This window comes from Phyllobacterium phragmitis (assembly GCF_002980495.1).
Classification (GTDB): Bacteria; Pseudomonadota; Alphaproteobacteria; order Rhizobiales; family Rhizobiaceae; genus Paramesorhizobium; species Paramesorhizobium phragmitis.
In genome coordinates this window covers 1-18,472 of sequence record NZ_PVBR01000003.1, presented here as the reverse complement: position 1 = coordinate 18,472, position 18,472 = coordinate 1, and the positions used below count along the sequence as shown (strand labels likewise).

At 60.7% G+C, this 18,472-nt stretch carries 21 protein-coding genes; 8 read left to right on the top strand and 13 right to left on the bottom strand.

Annotated elements, in window-relative coordinates; genetic code table 11:
• Positions 1 to 80: 80 nt before the first annotated feature.
• Together C5748_RS04195 and C5748_RS04190 are read right to left on the bottom strand one after the other, a co-directional pair.
• The gene (locus C5748_RS04195; RefSeq protein ID WP_105740700.1) at positions 81 to 1,022 is read right to left on the bottom strand and encodes a D-ribose ABC transporter substrate-binding protein; all 942 of its coding nucleotides are present in this window, start codon (positions 1,020 to 1,022) and stop codon (positions 81 to 83) included.
• A gap of 95 nt (positions 1,023 to 1,117) precedes the next feature.
• Positions 1,118 to 1,942, bottom strand: a complete 825-nt coding sequence (locus tag C5748_RS04190; RefSeq protein ID WP_146119476.1) for a phosphogluconate dehydrogenase C-terminal domain-containing protein — start codon at positions 1,940 to 1,942, stop codon at positions 1,118 to 1,120.
• A 186-nt stretch (positions 1,943 to 2,128) separates the two neighbouring features.
• Between C5748_RS04190 and C5748_RS04185 the strand changes: the two genes are divergently transcribed.
• The 6 genes from C5748_RS04185 to C5748_RS04160 all read left to right on the top strand — a co-directional run bounded on the left by C5748_RS04185 (position 2,129) and on the right by C5748_RS04160 (position 7,084).
• The gene (locus tag C5748_RS04185; protein WP_105740699.1) at positions 2,129 to 3,394 is read left to right on the top strand and encodes a ribulose-bisphosphate carboxylase large subunit family protein; all 1,266 of its coding nucleotides are present in this window, start codon (positions 2,129 to 2,131) and stop codon (positions 3,392 to 3,394) included.
• Entirely contained in the window at positions 3,391 to 4,743 is a 1,353-nt protein-coding gene (locus C5748_RS04180) for a four-carbon acid sugar kinase family protein (protein ID WP_105740698.1), read from the top strand. Before C5748_RS04185 ends, C5748_RS04180 begins: the two co-directional genes overlap by 4 nt.
• Before the next feature lie 168 nt (positions 4,744 to 4,911).
• A complete protein-coding gene (locus tag C5748_RS04175) occupies positions 4,912 to 5,940 on the top strand; it encodes a glycoside hydrolase family 25 protein (RefSeq protein WP_105740697.1) in 1,029 nt (342 codons plus the stop codon).
• 126 nt (positions 5,941 to 6,066) lie between these two features.
• Positions 6,067 to 6,390: an ArsR/SmtB family transcription factor gene (locus C5748_RS04170; protein ID WP_105740696.1), complete on the top strand. Its 324-nt coding sequence runs from the start codon at positions 6,067 to 6,069 to the stop codon at positions 6,388 to 6,390.
• A complete protein-coding gene (locus C5748_RS04165) occupies positions 6,387 to 6,818 on the top strand; it encodes an SRPBCC family protein (RefSeq protein ID WP_105740695.1) in 432 nt (143 codons plus the stop codon). Before C5748_RS04170 ends, C5748_RS04165 begins: the two co-directional genes overlap by 4 nt.
• Before the next feature lie 44 nt (positions 6,819 to 6,862).
• Positions 6,863 to 7,084: a hypothetical protein gene (locus tag C5748_RS04160; protein ID WP_105740999.1), complete on the top strand. Its 222-nt coding sequence runs from the start codon at positions 6,863 to 6,865 to the stop codon at positions 7,082 to 7,084.
• 44 nt (positions 7,085 to 7,128) lie between these two features.
• On the opposite strand, the gene C5748_RS04155 is transcribed toward C5748_RS04160, so the two are convergent.
• The 10 genes from C5748_RS04155 to pcaD all read right to left on the bottom strand — a co-directional run bounded on the left by C5748_RS04155 (position 7,129) and on the right by pcaD (position 15,514).
• Entirely contained in the window at positions 7,129 to 7,845 is a 717-nt protein-coding gene (locus C5748_RS04155) for an ABC transporter ATP-binding protein (RefSeq protein ID WP_105740694.1), read from the bottom strand.
• Positions 7,826 to 8,590 carry an ABC transporter ATP-binding protein gene (locus C5748_RS04150; protein WP_105740693.1) on the bottom strand — a complete coding sequence of 255 codons (765 nt, stop codon included), beginning with the start codon at positions 8,588 to 8,590 and terminating at the stop codon, positions 7,826 to 7,828. The genes C5748_RS04155 and C5748_RS04150 overlap by 20 nt, the downstream gene beginning before the upstream one ends.
• Positions 8,587 to 9,591, bottom strand: a complete 1,005-nt coding sequence (locus C5748_RS04145; RefSeq protein ID WP_105740692.1) for a branched-chain amino acid ABC transporter permease — start codon at positions 9,589 to 9,591, stop codon at positions 8,587 to 8,589. The genes C5748_RS04150 and C5748_RS04145 overlap by 4 nt, the downstream gene beginning before the upstream one ends.
• Positions 9,591 to 10,454 carry a branched-chain amino acid ABC transporter permease gene (locus C5748_RS04140; protein ID WP_105740691.1) on the bottom strand — a complete coding sequence of 288 codons (864 nt, stop codon included), beginning with the start codon at positions 10,452 to 10,454 and terminating at the stop codon, positions 9,591 to 9,593. The genes C5748_RS04145 and C5748_RS04140 overlap by 1 nt, the downstream gene beginning before the upstream one ends.
• 96 nt (positions 10,455 to 10,550) lie before the next feature.
• Complete coding sequence (locus C5748_RS04135) at positions 10,551 to 11,732, bottom strand: ABC transporter substrate-binding protein (protein WP_105740690.1); 1,182 nt, start codon at positions 11,730 to 11,732, stop codon at positions 10,551 to 10,553.
• A gap of 147 nt (positions 11,733 to 11,879) precedes the next feature.
• The gene (locus tag C5748_RS04130; protein WP_105740689.1) at positions 11,880 to 12,944 is read right to left on the bottom strand and encodes a 3-carboxy-cis,cis-muconate cycloisomerase; all 1,065 of its coding nucleotides are present in this window, start codon (positions 12,942 to 12,944) and stop codon (positions 11,880 to 11,882) included.
• Positions 12,945 to 12,951: 7 nt separating this feature from the next.
• Positions 12,952 to 13,566 carry a protocatechuate 3,4-dioxygenase subunit alpha gene (pcaG, locus tag C5748_RS04125; protein WP_105740688.1) on the bottom strand — a complete coding sequence of 205 codons (615 nt, stop codon included), beginning with the start codon at positions 13,564 to 13,566 and terminating at the stop codon, positions 12,952 to 12,954.
• Positions 13,566 to 14,315: a protocatechuate 3,4-dioxygenase subunit beta gene (pcaH, locus tag C5748_RS04120; protein ID WP_105740687.1), complete on the bottom strand. Its 750-nt coding sequence runs from the start codon at positions 14,313 to 14,315 to the stop codon at positions 13,566 to 13,568. The genes pcaG and pcaH overlap by 1 nt, the downstream gene beginning before the upstream one ends.
• Positions 14,305 to 14,709, bottom strand: coding sequence for a 4-carboxymuconolactone decarboxylase (pcaC, locus tag C5748_RS04115; protein ID WP_105740686.1), 405 nt, complete (start codon positions 14,707 to 14,709; stop codon positions 14,305 to 14,307). Before pcaC ends, pcaH begins: the two co-directional genes overlap by 11 nt.
• Positions 14,702 to 15,514 carry a 3-oxoadipate enol-lactonase gene (gene pcaD, locus C5748_RS04110; protein WP_105740685.1) on the bottom strand — a complete coding sequence of 271 codons (813 nt, stop codon included), beginning with the start codon at positions 15,512 to 15,514 and terminating at the stop codon, positions 14,702 to 14,704. Before pcaD ends, pcaC begins: the two co-directional genes overlap by 8 nt.
• Positions 15,515 to 15,609: 95 nt before the next feature.
• Between pcaD and pcaQ the strand changes: the two genes are divergently transcribed.
• Positions 15,610 to 16,536 (top strand): pca operon transcription factor PcaQ, encoded by a 927-nt coding sequence (gene pcaQ, locus C5748_RS04105; protein WP_105740684.1) that lies wholly within the window; start codon positions 15,610 to 15,612, stop codon positions 16,534 to 16,536.
• Here the strand turns inward: pcaQ and pobA are convergent.
• Positions 16,530 to 17,702 carry a 4-hydroxybenzoate 3-monooxygenase gene (gene pobA / locus C5748_RS04100; protein ID WP_105740683.1) on the bottom strand — a complete coding sequence of 391 codons (1,173 nt, stop codon included), beginning with the start codon at positions 17,700 to 17,702 and terminating at the stop codon, positions 16,530 to 16,532. The two genes, pcaQ and pobA, sit on opposite strands and share 7 nt — an antisense overlap.
• 105 nt (positions 17,703 to 17,807) lie before the next feature.
• Between pobA and C5748_RS04095 the strand changes: the two genes are divergently transcribed.
• Positions 17,808 to 18,410, top strand: coding sequence for an AraC family ligand binding domain-containing protein (locus C5748_RS04095; protein ID WP_105740682.1), 603 nt, complete (start codon positions 17,808 to 17,810; stop codon positions 18,408 to 18,410).
• The last annotated feature ends 62 nt before the right edge of the window (positions 18,411 to 18,472 follow it).

Genomic DNA, 18,472 nt, shown 5'->3' with positions numbered 1-18,472 from the left:
GGTGCCGGGCGTTTATGAAGGCGTAATCTCCCCCCCTGAGGGGGAGATGCCCGGCAGGGCAGAGGGGGGTGTTGCCTCACTCAGTCCTTCAGCGCGAAGGTTTCGAGCTTGCCGGCATTGTCTGCGGTGATGAGAACGCAATCCATCAATTGCTTCTCGTCCTCGCCGGTCGAACCCGTCTTCAGATACTTGTCGGCCTGTTCGACGGCGAGTTCCGCCTGGCGATAGGCGGGCTGGAGAACCGTCGCCTTGATGCCGCCTTCAAGGATGGAGTCGCGGACATCATTGCTGCCGTCGAAACCGACGACGATGACATCGGTGCGCTTCGCCGCCTTCAGTGCGGCCCAGGCGCCCATGGCCATGGTGTCGTTGCCGGATATCACGCCCTTGATATCCGGATTGGCCTGCAGGATGGATTCCATCTTGGAGAAGGCTTCCGTCTGGCTCCAGTTGGCGGACTGGCGCGATACCATCTTCATGTCAGGATATTGGTCGATGATATCGTGATAGCCTTTGGAGCGGATGCCGGCATTGATGTCGGCTTCACGGCCGACCAACTCGACATAATTGCCTTCCTCACCCATCAGCTCGACGAATTGTTCAGCGCCGAGCGTCGCGCCCTGGTAATTGTTCGAGACGATCTGCGCGACGGCGATGCCCGTTGCATTGATTTCGCGGTCGATCAGGAAGGATGGGATCTTCGCATCCTTGGCCTTCTGGACGGCGGCGACCGATGCGTCGGAACCGGCGTTGTCGAGAATGATCGCCTTGGCGCCACGCGCGATGGCGGTATCGATCAGCTGGTTCTGCTTGTTGGCATCGTCGTCATGCACAAGGACGATGGTTTCATAGCCAAGCGCCTCGGCACGCGCTTTCGCGCCCTCGGCCTCGGCCTTGAAGAACGGATTGTCATGCGACGGCGTGATGATGGCGATAAGATCCGCCGCACCGGCAACAACCGGTGTCGCCGCGAGTGAAACGGCGGTTACGCCGGCAAGCAGCATTTTCCTGAATAAAGTCATTCTTTTCTCCTCCCAATTTGGTCCGTTTTCCCAGTTTTACTTCAACGATTTCACCTCTTTTTAGCTTCGTTGCATCCGGTTTCGCCCACCTTTTCTCAGGTGATGCGGCGGATGCTCTCCGCTATTTCCGCAGGCTCGAACACGCCCAGCCAATCAGGCCGCATCAGGCGTGGCTTGCCGTTCTCGATCGCCTTGTTGCAGGCATCCGAGAAGACGCCGTCGATCTCTCCCATGACGACGGCGGCCAGAATATTCATGTGTCCCAATAGAAAGTCGCGCGCCGCCTCGCGATCGACGCCGCGGCGGATGACCTCCTCCATCGCCTCGCGCATCACCACCAGAAGCGTGGCGCAGACGGTTTCCGACAGGCCTGGCTCAAGCAACGCCATCTGCTCGACCGTGACGCGGTGCGAGCGCAGGATCGGCTGATAGATCGTCCTGGCAATCTCCTCGCCGAGGCCGAACGCTTCTTCCGGCCCCTGTATCAGTGCGCTGACGATCGACTGCGCGGCCGCTATGCCGCCGAAATGGTCGCGCCGTGCTGCCGGATCGGTCTCGTCGTTGAAGATCGGCGGATGGCAGGGATGGGTGACGAAATAGACGATGTCGTCGCGAACCGGCAAATGGCCGGCGAAAGGCGCGGCGGCGTCGAGCGCGATGACCATGGTGCCGGGATCGAGCTTGTCGATGATCGAGCCCGAAACCGCGCCGATCGCGGTGTCGGGCACGGCAAGGATGACCGCCTTTGCACCCGCCAGGGCCTCGTCGGTCGGCACGCAGTCGAAACCGAGAGTTTCCTTCAGCCGTTTTCGACCGGCTTCGCTGATCTCGACATGTGCGACGTCGAAGCGCGAGCCCTTCAGATTGGTCGCAAGGCGCACACCCATTTTTCCACCGGCGCCGAGCAATGCGATTTTCATGAAAGACCCTCCGAGCATTTTGCAGTCAGGTGGAACACCTGACGTCCGCATAAATGCGGCAAGACAAATGAATTTTGTTCGGGGAAATATGTCCAGCAATTATCATCATGTCAACTGGTATAATGAGTTGATCTGATGACGGATCGCCTGATAAGAAATCGGACAAAGATACTGTTGCCGGGAAGGATGGAAGCGATGAGCAGGCTCTATGCGGAATATGAACTTGAGACACCGTTGGACCTCGCATATACGGCGGCGGTCATTGCGGGCGAGCAATCGTCGGGGACATTCCTGAAGATCGAAGGCGAGACCGAAGCACTCAAGGCGGCGCATGGCGCACGCATCGAATCCATCGTCGAAACCGGCCGTTCCGACACGCCGGCGCTGCCGTGCAAGATGCAGGGCAAGGTCTATACGCGCGGGCGCATCGGCCTGTCCTGGCCGATGGAGAATATCGGCCCGTCGCTGCCCAATACGCTTGCGACCGTCGCCGGCAATCTGTTCGAACTGCGCGAAGTCTCGGCGCTGCGGCTGCTCGATATCAACTTTCCCGATGATTTCGCCAAGGCCTATCCCGGTCCCGCCGCCGGCATTGCCGGCACACGCAGGCTTGCGGGTGTTGAAAGCGGTCCGCTGATCGGCACCATCATCAAACCGAGCGTCGGCCTCGATCCGGAGGCGACGGCTGCGCTGGTGAAAAAGCTTGCCGAGGGCGGAATCGATTTCGTCAAGGACGATGAGTTGCAGGCAAACGGGCCGCATTGTCCGCTCGATGCCCGCGTCAAAGCTATCATGCGCGTTCTCAACGATCACGCGGAACGCACCGGCAAGAAACCGATGTACGCCTTCAACATCACCGGCGAGATCGACGAGATGAAACGCGGCGCCGATCTCGTGCGCGATGCTGGGGGCACCTGCGTGATGGTGGGCATCCACAGCGTCGGCTTGCCCGGCGTGGCGGCGCTGCGCCGCCATACCGACCTTCCAATCCATGGACATCGCAACGGCTGGGGTCTCTTTTCCCGCTCGCCCGATATCGGCATCAGCTTCATCGCCTGGCAGAAATTCTGGCGGCTCGCAGGTGTGGATCATCTCCACGTCAACGGTCTTCGCAACAAGTTCAGCGAGGACGGCGCGTCATCCATTGCATCCGCCAAACAGTGCCTCACGCCGCTGTTCGATGGCGGCCGGGACTATGTGGCGATGCCGGTGTTCTCGTCGGGGCAGTCTGCCGAGCAGATCGAAGATACCTATGCGGCACTGCAATCGACCGATCTCATCTACTGCGCAGGCGGCGGCATCATGGGGCATCCGGACGGTCTCGCCGGCGGTATAGCCAGCCTGCGCGAGGGCTGGCAGGCAGCAGCCGAAGGCATATCTCTCGATGATTATGCAAAGAGCCATCCGGCCCTTGCCGCGGCGATCGGTGCGTTCCGCTCGAGGCTTGCATGAGTCCTCCGCTTCTCACCTATTACGGCGACGATTTCACCGGTTCGACCGACGTCATGGAAGCCTTGAGCTCCAATGGTGTCGAGACGGTGCTGTTCACCCGCAAACCCGATGATGCATGGCTGCAACGCTTCTCCCATGCCCGGGCCATAGGGCTAGCCGGATTTAGCCGCAGCAAGCCGCCGGAATGGATGGATGCAGAGCTTCCCGGCATATTTCGCTGGCTCGGCGGTCTCGGCGCGCCGATCTGTCATTACAAGGTCTGCTCGACCTTCGACAGCGCGCCGCGTCAAGGCTCTATCGGCCGCGCATTGGAGATCGGACTGGAAATATTCGGCCAGAGCGTCGCTCCCATCATCGTCGGTGCGCATCAGCTCGGCCGCTATACGTTTTTCGGCGAATTGTTCGCGCGCTATGGCGAGACGGTGTTTCGCATCGACCGCCACCCCGTCATGAGCCGGCATCCGGCGACGCCGATGAACGAGGCGGACCTGCGCCTCCATCTTTCCCATCAGACGAAACTGGCGATCGGTCTGGTCGATCTGCCGGCCATGCATGCAGGCACTGTGGCGGATAGGCTCGCCGCCGCTCTTGCGGCCTCTGTCCGAGCCGTCCTGATCGATGTGGCTGATCCGGTCAGCCAGCGGCTTGCCGGCGAAATGCTGTGGAACGAACGTCACCGCTTGGGGCCGTTCGTCGTCGGATCTTCGGGGGTAGAATATGCACTCATCGAGGCCTGGCGCGCCGTCGGCATCGTAGGCACTCGGAAGGCCTATGAACCGCTCGATGCGGCAGCCCGCATTGCGGTTGTCTCGGGTAGTTGTTCGCCGACGACGGAGCGGCAGATAAATCATGCCTCGGCAAACGGCTTCGTTCCCATCGCGGTCGATTACGTCGCGTTGGCTTCGGGGCAGGGCGGTGACCGGGCCGAGGAGGCGGCTCTGGCCGCGGCGCTGGAAGCGTTGCGGGAAAGCGCCAGTCCTTTGCTCTACACGGCACTTGGTCCGGGCGATGACGCGAAGCAGCAGGCCGCCGATACACATCCCCTCGACAATGACCGGGTCGGACAAAGGCTCGGCGCCATGCTGCAGAGGCTCGCCGGCGAACAGGCGCTCAATCGCGTGATCGTTGCAGGTGGTGACACATCGAGCCATGCGCTCGACGCGCTCGGCATCGCCGCGCTGACATTGCGCCATCCGATCCCGCAATCGCCCGGCTCGCCGGTATGTCTCGCCCACCGCGCCGACCATGCCGGCAGCTTCGAGATCGTCCTCAAGGGCGGGCAGGTGGGGAAGGACGATTTCTTCGTGCGGATACGCGATGGAAAGCTGGAGCAGTCGCTGCAAAAGTAGGAAACAGCCCTTGCAAACGGAATTTCGTAAAGCCCACGATCGGTTATTCCATATGGTTAAAATTGGATTCAATCTTTCTTGGTAATTTATCGTTAGCAGTTACGGCAAGGGGGATTCGACCGTGTCGGGTTTCGCCGCGAGTCTGTTCTGTTTTGCGTAAAGGTACATATGCGTTTCCCAGGCGTGTCAGCCATCCTCTTCGCCTGCGCGGTCTCGGCCGGTTGCACGTCCACCAGTTCGGGTGTGGACCAGCTTCTGGCGCAGCCGTCGCTTGAGACGACAAGCTCCATCACCCCACCGGTAAATGTGATACCGCCAGCTGAAATCGGTTCAGCCGCTTCGAATGAAGAGCCGCCGCAACAGATGATGGCCATGGCGCCGTCAGCTCCCATTCCCGATGCGTTGGTGCCCACGGTCAAGGCGCCGGACATGCGCGTACCCAAGGCTGAACCGGTCGCGTTTGTGGTGCCGTCGAAGCCATCGGCAAAAACTTTTGCGCGGGGGCGGATCTACAGCCGCCGTTTTCGCGACGCGAAGCCGATAAATTTCGGTCGTGCTTCGCCCAAGGCCCTGGCCGTCCACGGCGTCGACGTTTCACGCTGGCAAGGCGAGATAGACTGGGGAAAGCTGCGCACGCAGGGCGCGAATTTCGTTTATATCAAGGCGACGGATGGCGGCGACCATCTTGATCCGATGTTCAAGAAGAACTGGCATCGGGCTCACGAGGCCGGGTTGAGGCGGGGCGCCTATCACTTCTTCTACTGGTGCCGAACCGCTGGCGAGCAGGCTGACTGGTTCATCCGCAATGTTCCAAAGGTGAAAGGCGCCCTGCCGCCGGTCATCGACGTCGAATGGAACGGCGAGTCCCGTTGCAAGCGGCGCCCGTCGCGCAAAAACGTCCTGAAGAAGATGCAGGTCTTCATGGACAAGCTGGAGAGACATTACGGCCAACGCCCGATCATCTACACAGCGCCCGATTTCTACCGCGACAATCTGCGCGGAAAATTTCGCGATTATCCCTTCTGGCTTCGCGCCGTGGCCGAGCACCCCTCAAAGGTCTATCCCGGCAGGAAATGGGTATTCTGGCAATATTCAGGTTCCGGCCTTTCGCATGGCGTCGATGGCAGGATCGACCTCAATGCGTTCCATGGCAGCGAAGATGCATGGCACAGATGGGTGGCCGCGCGCTCAAGGTGATCGCTTCCGATGAAGTGGCGGGCGTTCCCGTGACGGGCATCATCATGCCGCACCACCTTCTCGCTTGACTTACATATATCCCGTCGGTTATGAGTTCAATCAATAGCCAACGAGTTATATGTTGCGATGCCAAATGCCCATGACACGCTCTTCAGAATGCTCGCCGATCCGACCAGGCGGGCTATCTTCGAGCGATTGTGCCGCGAAGGAGAGCAGACGGTTGGGAAACTGACGGCTCACGCCGGGGTCTCGCAACCGGCCGTCTCGAAGCATCTTGGCGTTTTGAAGCAGGCCGGGCTGGTGCGCGACCGCCACGAAGGTCGCCAGACGCATTATAGCGCACAGCTCAGCGCGCTGACCCCGCTGATCGATTGGACGAGCGAGATGACAGGGTTCTGGGAGAACCGGTTCGATGACCTCGAAGATCTGTTGAAGAGGATGGACCAATGAACAAAACGTCGACTGAAATGCGCGCCGTCGTTGTCGAACGGGATGTACCGTTTCCGCCGGAAAAGATCTGGCGCGCGCTCACGCAGCCGCACCTGATCGAGGCGTGGCTCATGAAGAACGACTTCAAGCCGTCAGTGGGCCATCATTTCAATCTTCGCGGAGATTGGGGCGGCGTGCTGGACTGCGAGGTTCTGGCCATCGAGCCGAACAGAATGCTGTCCTACACCTGGAATTTCACGCATGACGATCCTGCCTACGATCTGAAGAGTGTGGTGACCTTCACGCTTACCCCGACAAGCACGGGCACCCACCTTCGCATGGAGCAGTCAGGCTTCCGGCCGGATCAAAAACAGGCCTATGGCGGCGCAAAGCTCGGCTGGCAGCAATTCTTTGCGAAATTGGAAGAGGTTCTGGCGCGGACGGAGTGAAGCCTGCCGCCTTACGCTTCGGCTCATCTTCAAAGGAGATTCGATTGGATTGGAACAAGTATATCAGACAGTCCCACCGCTGGCTGTCCATGGCCTTTACGGCGACCGTGATCGCCAACTTCGTCGCCATGGGATTGGGGGAGCCCCCCAGCTGGGTCGTCTACTCACCACTACTCCCGCTGTTTTTGCTGCTGTTCACCGGCCTGTACATGTTCGTGCTGCCGTATGCCACCCAGTGGCGCGGCGCGCGACGCACCGGCGGATAACAGTGAACGCAATGGCCATGAACCCCCTCAATCATCTTTAGGGATCAGTGGAGGCCGCCGACGCCGAGCAGTTTGTCGACCGTCTCATGGCTTTGAGCCAGCGCCCCGGGCGTTCCCGACCATGCCAGCCTGCCCCGTTCGAGGATGATCACCTGATCGGCGAAATCGATGGCGCTCTGGATGCGCTGCTCGACCAGGACGATGGTCATGTCGCTGGTCTGCGCCAGGCGCGTGAAGGCAGCCATAAGCTCCTCGCAGATCACCGGCGCGAGGCCTTCCAGCGGCTCGTCGAGCAGAAGGACGGTCGGCCTGCCGAGGATGGAACGCGCGGTCGAAAGCATCTGCTGTTCGCCGCCGGAGAGCTGGGAGCCGAGATTTCCGCGCCGCTCGAACAGGCGCGGGAACATGTCGTAGGCCTCCTGGAGTGCGCTGCGCGGTCTGCCCTTCAGGCCGACGAACAAATTCTCCTCGACGGTCAGTGTCGGAAAGATGCAGCGCGCCTGCGGAACATATCCAAGGCCGGTGCGGGCCCGGTCTGCACTCGCAAATCCCGTGATATCGGCACCGCCCAGGCTGATTTTACCCTCATATCGCCTCGTCTGGCCGGCAAGCGTGGCGAGCAGGGTGGTTTTGCCCATGCCGTTGCGGCCAAGCACGGCCAGTCGCTCACCCGCCGGGACGCTGAAGGACACGCTTTCAAGAACCCGTGTGGGGCCGTATCCGGCGCTCAGATCGAGCACCTCAAGTGACGCTGCGGGCATTGGCATAGCTCCCCAGATAGGCTTCGCGGACATGAGCATCGCGTGTGACATCGGCCGGCGACCCGTCGAAGATGATCTGACCGGCGGCGAGAACGACCACGCGGCTGGCGAAACGGAAGACGAGGTCCATGTCGTGTTCGATCATCAGGACGGCGAGATCGGCGGGCAGTTGCGCCAGCGCCTGTTCGATGCGGCCGGTATCGCTCTGCGGCACGCCGGCGGCGGGTTCATCGAGCAGCAACACCTTTGGGTGCAGCGCCAGCGCCAGCGCGATCTCGAGCAGGCGCTGCTGGCCGTAGGCGATCTCGCGGACCTTTCTGTCGGCAAGCTCCAGGAGGCCGAGGGTCGACAGGTGATCATTGGTTTCGCTCATGACATCGGGCATGGCGAGAAAACTGCCGAACATGCGGCCGGAGCGTCCGTCACGCTGCAGGATCGCAAGAGCGATATGTTCCTGTGGCGTCATATCCTGGAAAAGCCGCGTTACCTGGAAGGAGCGCACGAGGCCCAGGCGGACCCGCCGCATCGCATCGAGATGCGTGATCGTTGCGCCACCGAGCCGGACGACACCGCAATCAGGCGTCAGATTCCCGGTGACCAGATTGACGAAGGTCGTCTTGCCCGCACCGTTGGGCCCGATCAACGCAACCCGGTCGCCTGATGCAAGCGACAGTGAAACGTCATTGGCCACGGCAAGACCGCCGAAGGATTTTTTCAGCTTCTCGACTTCGAAGATCGGGCTCATGGCCGGCCTTTCCACAAGCGCGCGGCGAGAGCGGACGCCGTGCCGAACAGGCCGCGCGGGGCGAACAGTACCACCGCGATCAGCAATACGCCGACCATGGTGAGCCAGTGGAAAGGATTGGCGGCGGAAACGAGGTCCTCGAACCACATGAAGGCGAGCGTTCCGATCAATGCGCCATAGAGCGAACCGGTGCCGCCCAGAACCAGCATGACCAGCGATTCCGCCGAAAGCGTGAAGCTCAGGCTATCGAGGCCGACGACCTGCGTCGAGACGGCGCTGAGCGCTCCGCCAATGCCGGCCACAGCGCCGGAGATCACATACATGCGGATCAGCGTCGCCTGGACGGAACCGCCCATGGCGCGGATGCGGATTGGATCTTCCTTGATGCCGCGGCACAGCATGCCGAAAGGCGAGCGCACCAGTTGGCGCAGCACAATGAAAACGGCAAGCAGGAGAACGATGCCGAAGACATAGGCGGTACGACCCCACAGATCGAAGGCGAACAGCCCGAGAAGCGGATCCGGCGCGATGCCCGAAAGCCCGTCGCTGCCGCCGGTCCATGACGAGGCCTTGTTGGCCGCCTCATGGAAGAGGTGGATGATCGCGATCGACAGCACCAATTGCGGCAGGCCATGCGCGCGCAGGATGACAAGCCCGGAAATCAGGCCGGCGGCCGCTCCCCCGAGCGCGCCGATCACCACCATGCTGACCGGCTCGGTGATCCCGCCATGAACGGCGGCCATTCCCGCGGCATAGGCGCCCGCGCCGAAGAGGGCGGCATGGCCAAGCGTCGCCACGCCGCAATAGCCGGTGACGAGGTCAAGCGACAGAACGAGAAGTGCAATCGCCGTGATGCGGGTAAGCAGCGCCAGGTTGTTGGGAAAGAGCAGATAGCCGAGCACGGCGAAGACGAGGATCACGGCAATGCCGATGAGATCGCGGCTGTATCGGCTGCTCCGGCGCGGCGCGGCGGCGCTTTCCCGATTGGTGAGCAGCGCCATTATTTGGCCCTCCCGGCCAGGCCGCGCGGAAAGATGCAGACGATGGCGATCACCGCCAGATAGAAGAAGAACTCGCCGAATTCCGGCATGAGATAACGGCCCGCCGTGTCGATGCCGCCGAGCAGGAGGCAGGCCAGGAGCGCACCCGGTATGGAGCCCGCGCCGCCGACGGAAACGACGACGAGGAAGGTCACCATATAGCGCAAGGCATAATAAGGCTCGACCGGCAGAAGTTCCGCGCCGACCACACCGCCGAAGGCGGCAAGGCCGACGGCAATGGCGAAGCTGACGGCATAGACGATTTCCGTCTTCACGCCGAGAGCCGCAGCCATGGCGGCATCATCGACGGCCGCACGCAATTTTATGCCGAAAGAGGTACGCTCGACCAGATACCAGAGCGCCAGCGCGACCGCCAGGCCACAGACGATGGCGAATAGCCGCTGAGTGGCAATGGAGCGAAAGCCGAGGTCGACCGATCCCTGGAGTTCCGCGGGCAGCGGGATCGTCTTGAGCGTCGGACCGAAGACGAAATTGGTGATGCCGATAATGCAGAAGGTGATGCCGATGGTCATCAGCACCTGGGTCAGTTCGGGCGCGCCATATATGCGCCGGTAGAGCAGGCGCTCCACAGGGATGGCGATCAGTATGGTGCCAAATACGGCGATGAGCACCGCGAAACCATAGCCGAGCCCGAGATCACGGGCGGCATAGGAGGCGATATAGCCGCCGATCATGGCAAATGCGCCATGGGCCAGGTTGACGACCCGCATCAGGCCCATGGTGACCGAAAGCCCGATTGAGATGACGAAGAGCACCATGCCATAGGCGAGCGCATCGACTGCTATACTGAAGATGGTTTGCATGAAGCCATTCCCGATGCTGTCCGCAGGCAGATGTTTCCCGCCCGATCCTGATTATCGCGGAGGATCGGGCGAGCGCAATCTGCTTCCCGCCAGTCTTTATTTGGCGGCGGCCAATCCGGGATCGCCCTGCTTCTCGAAGGTCTGGATTTCCTTGTTGTAGTACGTCCCGTCCTCGTTTTTTCCAACTTCGCGCAGATAGATATTCTGCGTGATGTGGCGCGTCTCGGGATCGATCTCGACCGGACCGCGCGGACTTTGCCAGGCAAGACCCTTGACCGCGTCGACGGCCTTTTGGGCATCCTGCTCGCCGCCTGTCGCCTCGATCATCTTGTAGATCACATGCATGGCGTCATAGGCCCCGACGGCGGGAAACGAAAGCTCGGCGGGGTTGCCGATGGCCTTTTGTGCCGCCTCGACGAAAGTCTTGTTTTCGGGCGAGTCATGCGACACGGCATAATGGAAGGTGGTCAGGATGCCTTCAGCGGTATCACCGAGCGCGGGCAGGTCCGATTCCTGCGTCAGGTCGCCGGGTGCGAAGAACTGAATGCCGGCCTGCTTCAATCCATTCTGGTTGTAGGCCTTGACGAAGCCGAGCGTCGTTGGTCCCGACGGCAGAAAGGCGAAGACGGCTTGGGCGCCCGAATCCTTGATACGCTGCATGATCGGGCTGAAATCATTCGTCGAAAGCGGCATGCGGATCGCTTCGACGACCGTTCCGCCAGCCGCCTCGAAGGCGGTCTTGAACGCATTTTCCGCGTCTACGCCCGGACCATAGTCGCTGACCACCGAGATGATTTTGCTGACCCCGCGATCATAGGCGACCTTGGCGATCGGCGTCGAGGTCTGCCAGGTGGTGAACGACGTGCGCACGACGAGCGGGCTCTTGGTGACGATCGCCGAGGTTGCGGCATTCATGATCACCAGCGGCACATTGGCCTGTTCGAGAAGCGGCGTCACGGCCATGGCGTCCGGCGTGAAATAGAATCCCGTGAGATATTGCACGCCTTCTTTGACGACGAGTTCCTGCGCCAGCGCCCTGGATTGCGCGGGGTCGGGCTGCGGCACGTCGCGGTAGAGGATCTCGATCGTATCGTCGCCGACCGTATTGCCGTTGAGGGTCATATAGGCGTCGATGCCGGCCTTGAAATTCTTGCCCTGCAAGGCAAATGGTCCCGAGAAGGGGCCGACGACACCCACCTTGATCGTGTCCGCACTGGCTATGCCGCTCATCGTAGTCAGTGCAAGAGCCGCCAACGCAGCCATGGCTATCCGTTTCATGTTTCTCCTCCCGCCATCGGCCCGTTCCCCGAACCGGTGTCTCTGCTTCAGCTGATTTGGTCCCAAGTTTGTCATGTCGAACAGTAATGTAAAATGAAATAAAAAGCCTGAATCATAATCCAGAGATTATGGATATGGCGGCAGAATTCATGTTTCCGGTGGGACGCCAAGACGTCGGATGTTGCCCGCCGTCTCCTGTGCCAGCCTGAGCGCCGCGGCGGTGGCGCCCACCATCTGCGGCAACAGCATCCATTCCAGTGTCCATGCGGCGCCGGACCGTTCCTGTTCATGGACGAGCGCCTGATGCATTCCCGAGAGCTGGACGGCATTGAACCGGGCCAACGCGACGAGCGTTTCGGCTGCGACGGGGTTCTGCTTGTGCGGCATGACCGAAGAGCCGCCGCCGCCCGCCAGTTCGATTTCATCTCCGGCGAGCGCAAGAAGAGCTATGTCCTGCCCGAACTTTCCGAGGCTGCCGGTGATCAGCGAAAAAAGCCCCGCGAATTCGGCAATGCGGTCGCGCTGGCTGTGCCATTGCGGCTGATCGGCCAGCGCGAGCTCAGCGGCCAGGGCGGCGCGCAGGGTCGGCCCGGCATTGTTGAATTTCTCCAGCGTGCCGGCCGCGCCGCCGAATTGAACGGCCAGCGCGGTTTTGCTCAAAACCGCCAGCCGCTCACGGTGACGCAGCAAAGGTTCAAGCCATGCACGCAGCCGGTCGCAAACATGGATGGGGATCGCCGCCTGCATCCGCGTATGCGCCATCAACCTGTTATCACCGAACCGCCGCTCCAGCTCTTCCATGGTCTCGATCAGGCGGGAAAGACGTTCGACAAAGATTTCGCATACCGGTTTCAGGCGCAGCATCAGGCTGGTGTCGATCACATCCTGGCTGGTTGCGCCGAAATGCACATGCGCCGCACTTGTCCCGCCGATCGCCCGGCGCAATTGCCCGATGAGTTCGGGTACGACCACACCATCAGTTGCGACGGCCCGCTTCAACTCGGTGAGATCGGGCTGAAACCTGGCGCAGCATTTCTCGATGTCCGCGGCACTTTCCGCCGGGATGATGTCCATCTCGCCCTGCACCTTTGCCAAAGCCGCCTCGAAGATAAGCATGGCGCGCAGATCGGCATCCCAGGCAAAACATGCCGCGATGTCGTCGTCACCGAAGAGGCCGGAAAGAAAGGGATGGTCGAAAACGGAAGAGCTCATGAATGGGTCATATATCGAGAAAGACGGTTTCCTTCTCGCCCTGGAGGTGGATATCGAAGGTGTAGAGCGGGCTTTTGCCTGATGCAATCAGCGTTGCAACGCGGTGCCGATGTTCAATGCGGGCAAGCAACGGGTCTTCGGCATTGGCCTCTGCCTCGTCAGGAAAATACATGCGCGTATGCAGACCGATATTGATGCCGCGCGCCACGATCCAGAAGGTGATGTGCGGCGCCATCGGCCGGCCATCCCTGAATGGCACGCGCCCGGGCTTCACCGTCTCGAACAGGAATTCTCCCGTATCGGCGCTGGTGGGGCAGCGGCCCCAGCCGGTGAAATTCGGATCGGACTTCCCGCGCATCTCCGACGGGCTGTTGTAAAGTCCGGCGCCGTCGGCCTGCCATATCTCGACCAGCGCGTCCTTCAGCGGCGCTCCCGCGCCATCGATGACATGGCCGTGCACGGTAATGCGCTCGCCACGCGTCTTGTCGTCGAGCATGACCGAGCCATGGTCGGCCGCACAGATGCCCGCGATTTCCGCATAATTCGGCGTGCAGCCGATATGGACATAGGGTCCGGCGGTCTGGGATGGAGTCTCCTTCAGCAATCCAAGGGCCTGGACCATCAATTGCCCTCCAGCCTGTTTTCGAACAATGTGGAGCGGCGTCCGCGCAGCACGATATCGAATTTATAAGCAAGCGCGTCCATGGGAATGGTATTGGCCATGTCGAGCGGGGCGATCAGTTGCTCGATGGCGCGCCTGTCGGGAATGGTGTTGACGATCGGGCATCTCCAGATCAGCGGATCGCCCTCGAAATACATCTGCGTGATCAGCCGCTGCGCGAAGCCATGGCCGAACACCGAGAAATGGATATGCGCCGGACGCCAGTCGTTGACACCGTTCGGCCATGGATAGGGGCCGGGTTTGATGGTGCGGAAACGATAATAGCCGTCCTCGTCGGTGATCGTCCTGCCGCAGCCGCCGAAATTGGGATCGAGTGGCGCGAGATAGCTTTCCTTCTTGTGGCGGTAACGTCCGCCGGCATTGGCCTGCCAGAATTCAAGCAGCGCGCCGGCGACCGGACGGCTGCGCTCGTCGATGACGCGCCCGTGCACGATGATCCGCTCGCCGATCGCGGATTCACCGGGGCGGGCGAAATTATGGATCAAATCATTATCAAGCTCACCGAGTATCGAATGGCCGAACACCGGTCCGGTGATCTCCGACAGCGTATTGTCGAGCGAGAGAAGCGCCTTTTGCGGCGAACGCAGCACTGATGTTTTGTAACCCGGCGTCAGCGCCGGCGCATGCCAATTGCGGTCGCGCGGAAAAAAGGCGCCCGTTTCAGCTTTCATGTTCGATCTATCCGACATTTTCCGTATCCATCTGCGCGAACACGTCCTTGGCGATCTTGATGGCGCGATTGGCCGCCGGAACCCCCGCATAGATCGCCACGTGCAGCAAAGCCTCGCCGATATCCTCCCGTGTTGCGCCGGTGTTGGCGGTGGCACGCACATGCATCGCCACCTCCTCGTCATGGCCAAGCGCTGCCAGGAGCGCGATCGTCACCATGGACCGCTCGCGTTTTGTCCAGTTCGGGCGCGACCAGACGCTGCCCCAGGCCGCTTCCGTGATCAGTTCCTGAAAAGGCCGGTCGAAATCGGTTTCCGCCGATTGCACCCGGTCGACATGCGGATCGCCGAGGACGGTGCGCCTCGTGGCAATTCCCTGCCTGTAGCGGTCGGACGGCGCCTCGATTTCAGCCATGGGGCTGCTCTCCGTTTAATGTTTGATCGACGAATGCGCGAATGACGGCGGTCAGGGCTTCCGGCTGCTCCACGCAAGGGATATGCCCGGCGTCCCGAATGACTTCATATCGCGCCCGCGGGATCAGTTTTGCCAATTCGAGGACGAGATCCGGCGGCGTCGATCCGTCCTGATCGCCGACGACACATATCGCAGGCACGGCAATCCTGGCCGCCGCTTCGGTATAATCGGCATCGCGGACGGCGGCGCATGTGCCGGTATAGCCGGCCACGGGCTGACGGATGAGCATGTTGCGATAGCCGGTGAATGCAGGGTTTGTTTCGCTGCGGAAGGGGGGCGTGAACCAGCGTTCGAGCACGGTGTCGGCAATGCTTTCAATGCCGCTTTCCTCGACCGTGGCAATGCGCGCGTTCCATATATCCGCCGTGCCGATCTTGTGTGCCGTGTCGCAGAGAATGAGCGCACGCACCAGATCCGGGCGCTTGGCATAGAGACCCTGCGCGATCAAACCACCGACTGAGAGACCGCAGATGATGGCGTTCTGGACAGCCAGATGATCGAGGAGCGCGATCAGGTCGTCGACATGGTTCTCGATGGAATAGGGCGCGTGCCCGACATCGGAAAGGCCGTGCCCGCGCTTGTCATAGGTGACGATCGCAAAATCGCCGACGAGGCGCACGATCACATCCCGCCAGATCCGGAAGTCCGTTCCAAGCGAACTGGCAAAGACGATCACCGGTTTTTCGGCGGTGGCGCCGATCACCTGATAGTGCAGCGTGATGTCATCGATGCGGGCGAATTGCACGGGAAGTCTCCTCCATGTCCAGATTGGAGTTTTAATCTGGTTAGGTAAAATGATATTTCATGGCCTTTTCTTAACTCATGGGTTATGAAAGAAGCATGATCGACAGCCGCGTGAAGTTTCGCCATTTGCAAACCTTTGTCGAGGTCGCACGCCAGAAAAGTGTGATGAAGGCGGCTGAATTGCTGTATGTCAGCCAGCCGGCGGTCACCAAGACAATCCGCGAGTTGGAGGAGGCACTGGGTGTCAGCGTCTTCGAGCGCGATGGCCGCGGCATCAAGATCACGCGCTATGGCGAGGTGTTCCTGCGCTATGCCGGAGCGGCGTTGACGGCGTTGAGACAAGGCATCGATTCCGTTTCGCAGGAATATTCAGGAAACGCACCGCCTGTCCGTGTCGGTGCACTGCCGACGGTCTCGACCAGGATCATGCCGCAGGCCATGGCGCTGTTCCTGAAGGAGGAAACCGGAAGCCGGATCAAGATCGTCACCGGAGAGAATGCCGTTCTTCTCGAACAATTGCGGGTCGGCGATCTCGATCTCGTCGTCGGGCGTCTCGCGGCGCCTGAGAAGATGACGGGTTTCTCGTTCGAGCATCTTTATTCCGAACAGGTGGTGTTCACCGTGCGGGCAGGGCACCCATTGCTTGCCGCCGGGCAATCGATCTTTGCGGGCATCGGCGCATATCCAGTGCTCATGCCGACGCGCGCGTCGATCATCCGGCCTTTTGTGGAGCAGTTCCTCATCGCAAACGGCATCGCCACCCTGCCCAACCAGATCGAGACGGTATCGGATTCGTTCGGCCGGGCCTTTGTCCGTTCAAGCGATGCGGTCTGGATTATTTCCGCCGGGGTGGTGGCAGGCGATATCGCCGATGGCAAGCTGGCCGCACTTCCGATCGATACGAGTGAAACCAGGGGGCCTGTCGGATTGACGATACGCGCCGATGCCGTGCCTTCCCTGCCGCTGTCGATCCTCATGCAGACGATCCGCGAAGCGGCGAATGACGTCCTGAGGCATCAGTAGGGCAGGCCGACATAGTTTTCCGCCAGCGCGGTCGATGCGGCGCGCGAATGGACGAGATAGTCGAGCTCGGCTTCCTGGATTTTCTGGTCGAATTCGCTGGTATCGGGGAAGCGATGCATCATCATGGTCATCCACCAGGAAAACCGCACCGCTTTCCACACGCGTGAAAGCGCGCGCGATGAATAAGCGTCGATCCCGGCATCCGAACGCTCCCGATAGTGCTCGTTCAGACCGGTGAAGAGATAATGAACGTCGCTTGCCGCAAGATTGAGCCCCTTGGCGCCGGTCGGCGGTACGATATGCGCCGCATCGCCGACGAGAAAAAGCCTGCCGAAACGCATCGGCTCGGCGACGAAGGAACGGAGCGGCGCGATCGACTTTTCAAACGATGGGCCGGTCTTAACGGCTTCCGCATGATGCACGGGAAGGCGGCGGCGCAACTCATCCCAGAAGCGATCGTCGCTCCACGCCTCGATCTTGTCGTCCAGCGGGCACTGAACGTAATAGCGGCTGCGCGTTTTCGAGCGCATCGAGCACAGCGCAAAACCGTGCGGATGATTGGCGTAGATCAGCTCATGGTTCACAGGCGACACGTCGGCGAGGATCCCCAGCCAGCCGAATGGATAGATCTTTTCGAATGTGCGGATGGCCCTTTCAGGCACGCTCCGGCGACTGATGCCATGAAACCCGTCACATCCCGCAATGAAATCGCAATCGATGCGATGCGTGAGACCGTCCTTCTCATAGGTGACGTAAGGCGCGGAACCGTCGAACCCATGCGGCTCCACGTTCGTCGCTTCGTAGATGGAGATGCCGTCCGACATCTCGCGTTTTTCCATCAGATCGCGGGTGATCTCCGTCTGGCCATAGATCATGACCTGCTTGCCCTTCGTCAGCCCGTGAAGGTCGATGCGATGGTCGCGCCCGTCGAAGGCAAGCGAAAAGCCGTCATGCGGCAGGCCCTCGGCATGCATCCGGCCTGCGGCTCCCGCCTGGTCCATCAAATGAGCCGTACCCTCTTCAAGCACGCCCGCCCGCACACGGTTCAGGATATGATCCTTGCCGACGCGGTCTAAGATGACATTGTCGATGCCGGCGCCGGTCAGAAGCTGGCCAAGCAGCAGCCCCGACGGCCCAGAGCCGATAATGACGATTTGCGTGCGCATGAATCCTCCCGAAATCAGGCAGAGTCTGCGCCAACGGACATGCTGCAACAATGGACATTTTCGGCATAAACTTGCATAAATCGAACATGAAGCGATCGCAGCAGCATGACCGAACACGTTCCGATTTATGATCTCTACGGCGAAAAGCCGGACAAGAGGCCTGATTTCTGGCTGCATTGCGAGACGATTGCCTCGCGAAGCAGCCTTCACCGCTGGGAAATTGCCCTGCATCGCCATGAGGGCTTCTTTCAAATCTTGTACATTCAGGCCGGATCGGGGGAGGCCATATTCGAAGGCCGGGTTCACGCCATCCATCCCCCCGCCGTCATCACCATTCCTCCGCAGGTCGACCATGGATTCCGGTTTTCCAGGGATATTGCCGGGCTGGTGATCACGGTCGTCGCAACGCATCTGCGCATACGGCCGGGCACACATAGCGGCCTGGGAGAATGGTTGTCGGCCCCATGCCTGACATCGCTCGATAAGGATGATGATGACGCCATTTATCTCGGACGGACGTTGGAACGGATCGGCGAGGAATTCGCCAGCCGGCACAGCGGCGGCAATGATCTCATCGATGCCTGCCTGACATCGGCGCTGGTGCTCACGGCACGTTTTTCAACCGGGGGAAGGGATGAATTCCTAGGTCGTAGTGACGATTTAAGGTTTTGGGATTCCAAAATTCCGGCAAATCAGATTCAACACTGACTTTTGGAGGTCAGTGATGGATTGCGATGTTCTTCGGGATGATCAATGGGAACGGATCAAGG

Bases quoted from the DNA above. Each gene is read 5' to 3' on its own strand.
- C5748_RS04195 (WP_105740700.1), bottom strand. From the start codon at position 1,022: ATGACTTTATTCAGGAAAATGCTGCTTGCCGGCGTAACCGCCGTTTCA.
- C5748_RS04190 (WP_146119476.1), bottom strand. From the start codon at position 1,942: ATGAAAATCGCATTGCTCGGCGCCGGTGGAAAAATGGGTGTGCGCCTT.
- C5748_RS04185 (WP_105740699.1), top strand. From the start codon at position 2,129: ATGGAAGCGATGAGCAGGCTCTATGCGGAATATGAACTTGAGACACCG.
- C5748_RS04180 (WP_105740698.1), top strand. From the start codon at position 3,391: ATGAGTCCTCCGCTTCTCACCTATTACGGCGACGATTTCACCGGTTCG.
- C5748_RS04175 (WP_105740697.1), top strand. From the start codon at position 4,912: ATGCGTTTCCCAGGCGTGTCAGCCATCCTCTTCGCCTGCGCGGTCTCG.
- C5748_RS04170 (WP_105740696.1), top strand. From the start codon at position 6,067: ATGCCAAATGCCCATGACACGCTCTTCAGAATGCTCGCCGATCCGACC.
- C5748_RS04165 (WP_105740695.1), top strand. From the start codon at position 6,387: ATGAACAAAACGTCGACTGAAATGCGCGCCGTCGTTGTCGAACGGGAT.
- C5748_RS04155 (WP_105740694.1), bottom strand. From the start codon at position 7,845: ATGCCCGCAGCGTCACTTGAGGTGCTCGATCTGAGCGCCGGATACGGC.
- C5748_RS04150 (WP_105740693.1), bottom strand. From the start codon at position 8,590: ATGAGCCCGATCTTCGAAGTCGAGAAGCTGAAAAAATCCTTCGGCGGT.
- C5748_RS04145 (WP_105740692.1), bottom strand. From the start codon at position 9,591: ATGGCGCTGCTCACCAATCGGGAAAGCGCCGCCGCGCCGCGCCGGAGC.
- C5748_RS04140 (WP_105740691.1), bottom strand. From the start codon at position 10,454: ATGCAAACCATCTTCAGTATAGCAGTCGATGCGCTCGCCTATGGCATG.
- C5748_RS04135 (WP_105740690.1), bottom strand. From the start codon at position 11,732: ATGAAACGGATAGCCATGGCTGCGTTGGCGGCTCTTGCACTGACTACG.
- C5748_RS04130 (WP_105740689.1), bottom strand. From the start codon at position 12,944: ATGAGCTCTTCCGTTTTCGACCATCCCTTTCTTTCCGGCCTCTTCGGT.
- pcaG (WP_105740688.1), bottom strand. From the start codon at position 13,566: ATGGTCCAGGCCCTTGGATTGCTGAAGGAGACTCCATCCCAGACCGCC.
- pcaH (WP_105740687.1), bottom strand. From the start codon at position 14,315: ATGTCGGATAGATCGAACATGAAAGCTGAAACGGGCGCCTTTTTTCCG.
- pcaC (WP_105740686.1), bottom strand. From the start codon at position 14,709: ATGGCTGAAATCGAGGCGCCGTCCGACCGCTACAGGCAGGGAATTGCC.
- pcaQ (WP_105740684.1), top strand. From the start codon at position 15,610: ATGATCGACAGCCGCGTGAAGTTTCGCCATTTGCAAACCTTTGTCGAG.
- pobA (WP_105740683.1), bottom strand. From the start codon at position 17,702: ATGCGCACGCAAATCGTCATTATCGGCTCTGGGCCGTCGGGGCTGCTG.
- C5748_RS04095 (WP_105740682.1), top strand. From the start codon at position 17,808: ATGACCGAACACGTTCCGATTTATGATCTCTACGGCGAAAAGCCGGAC.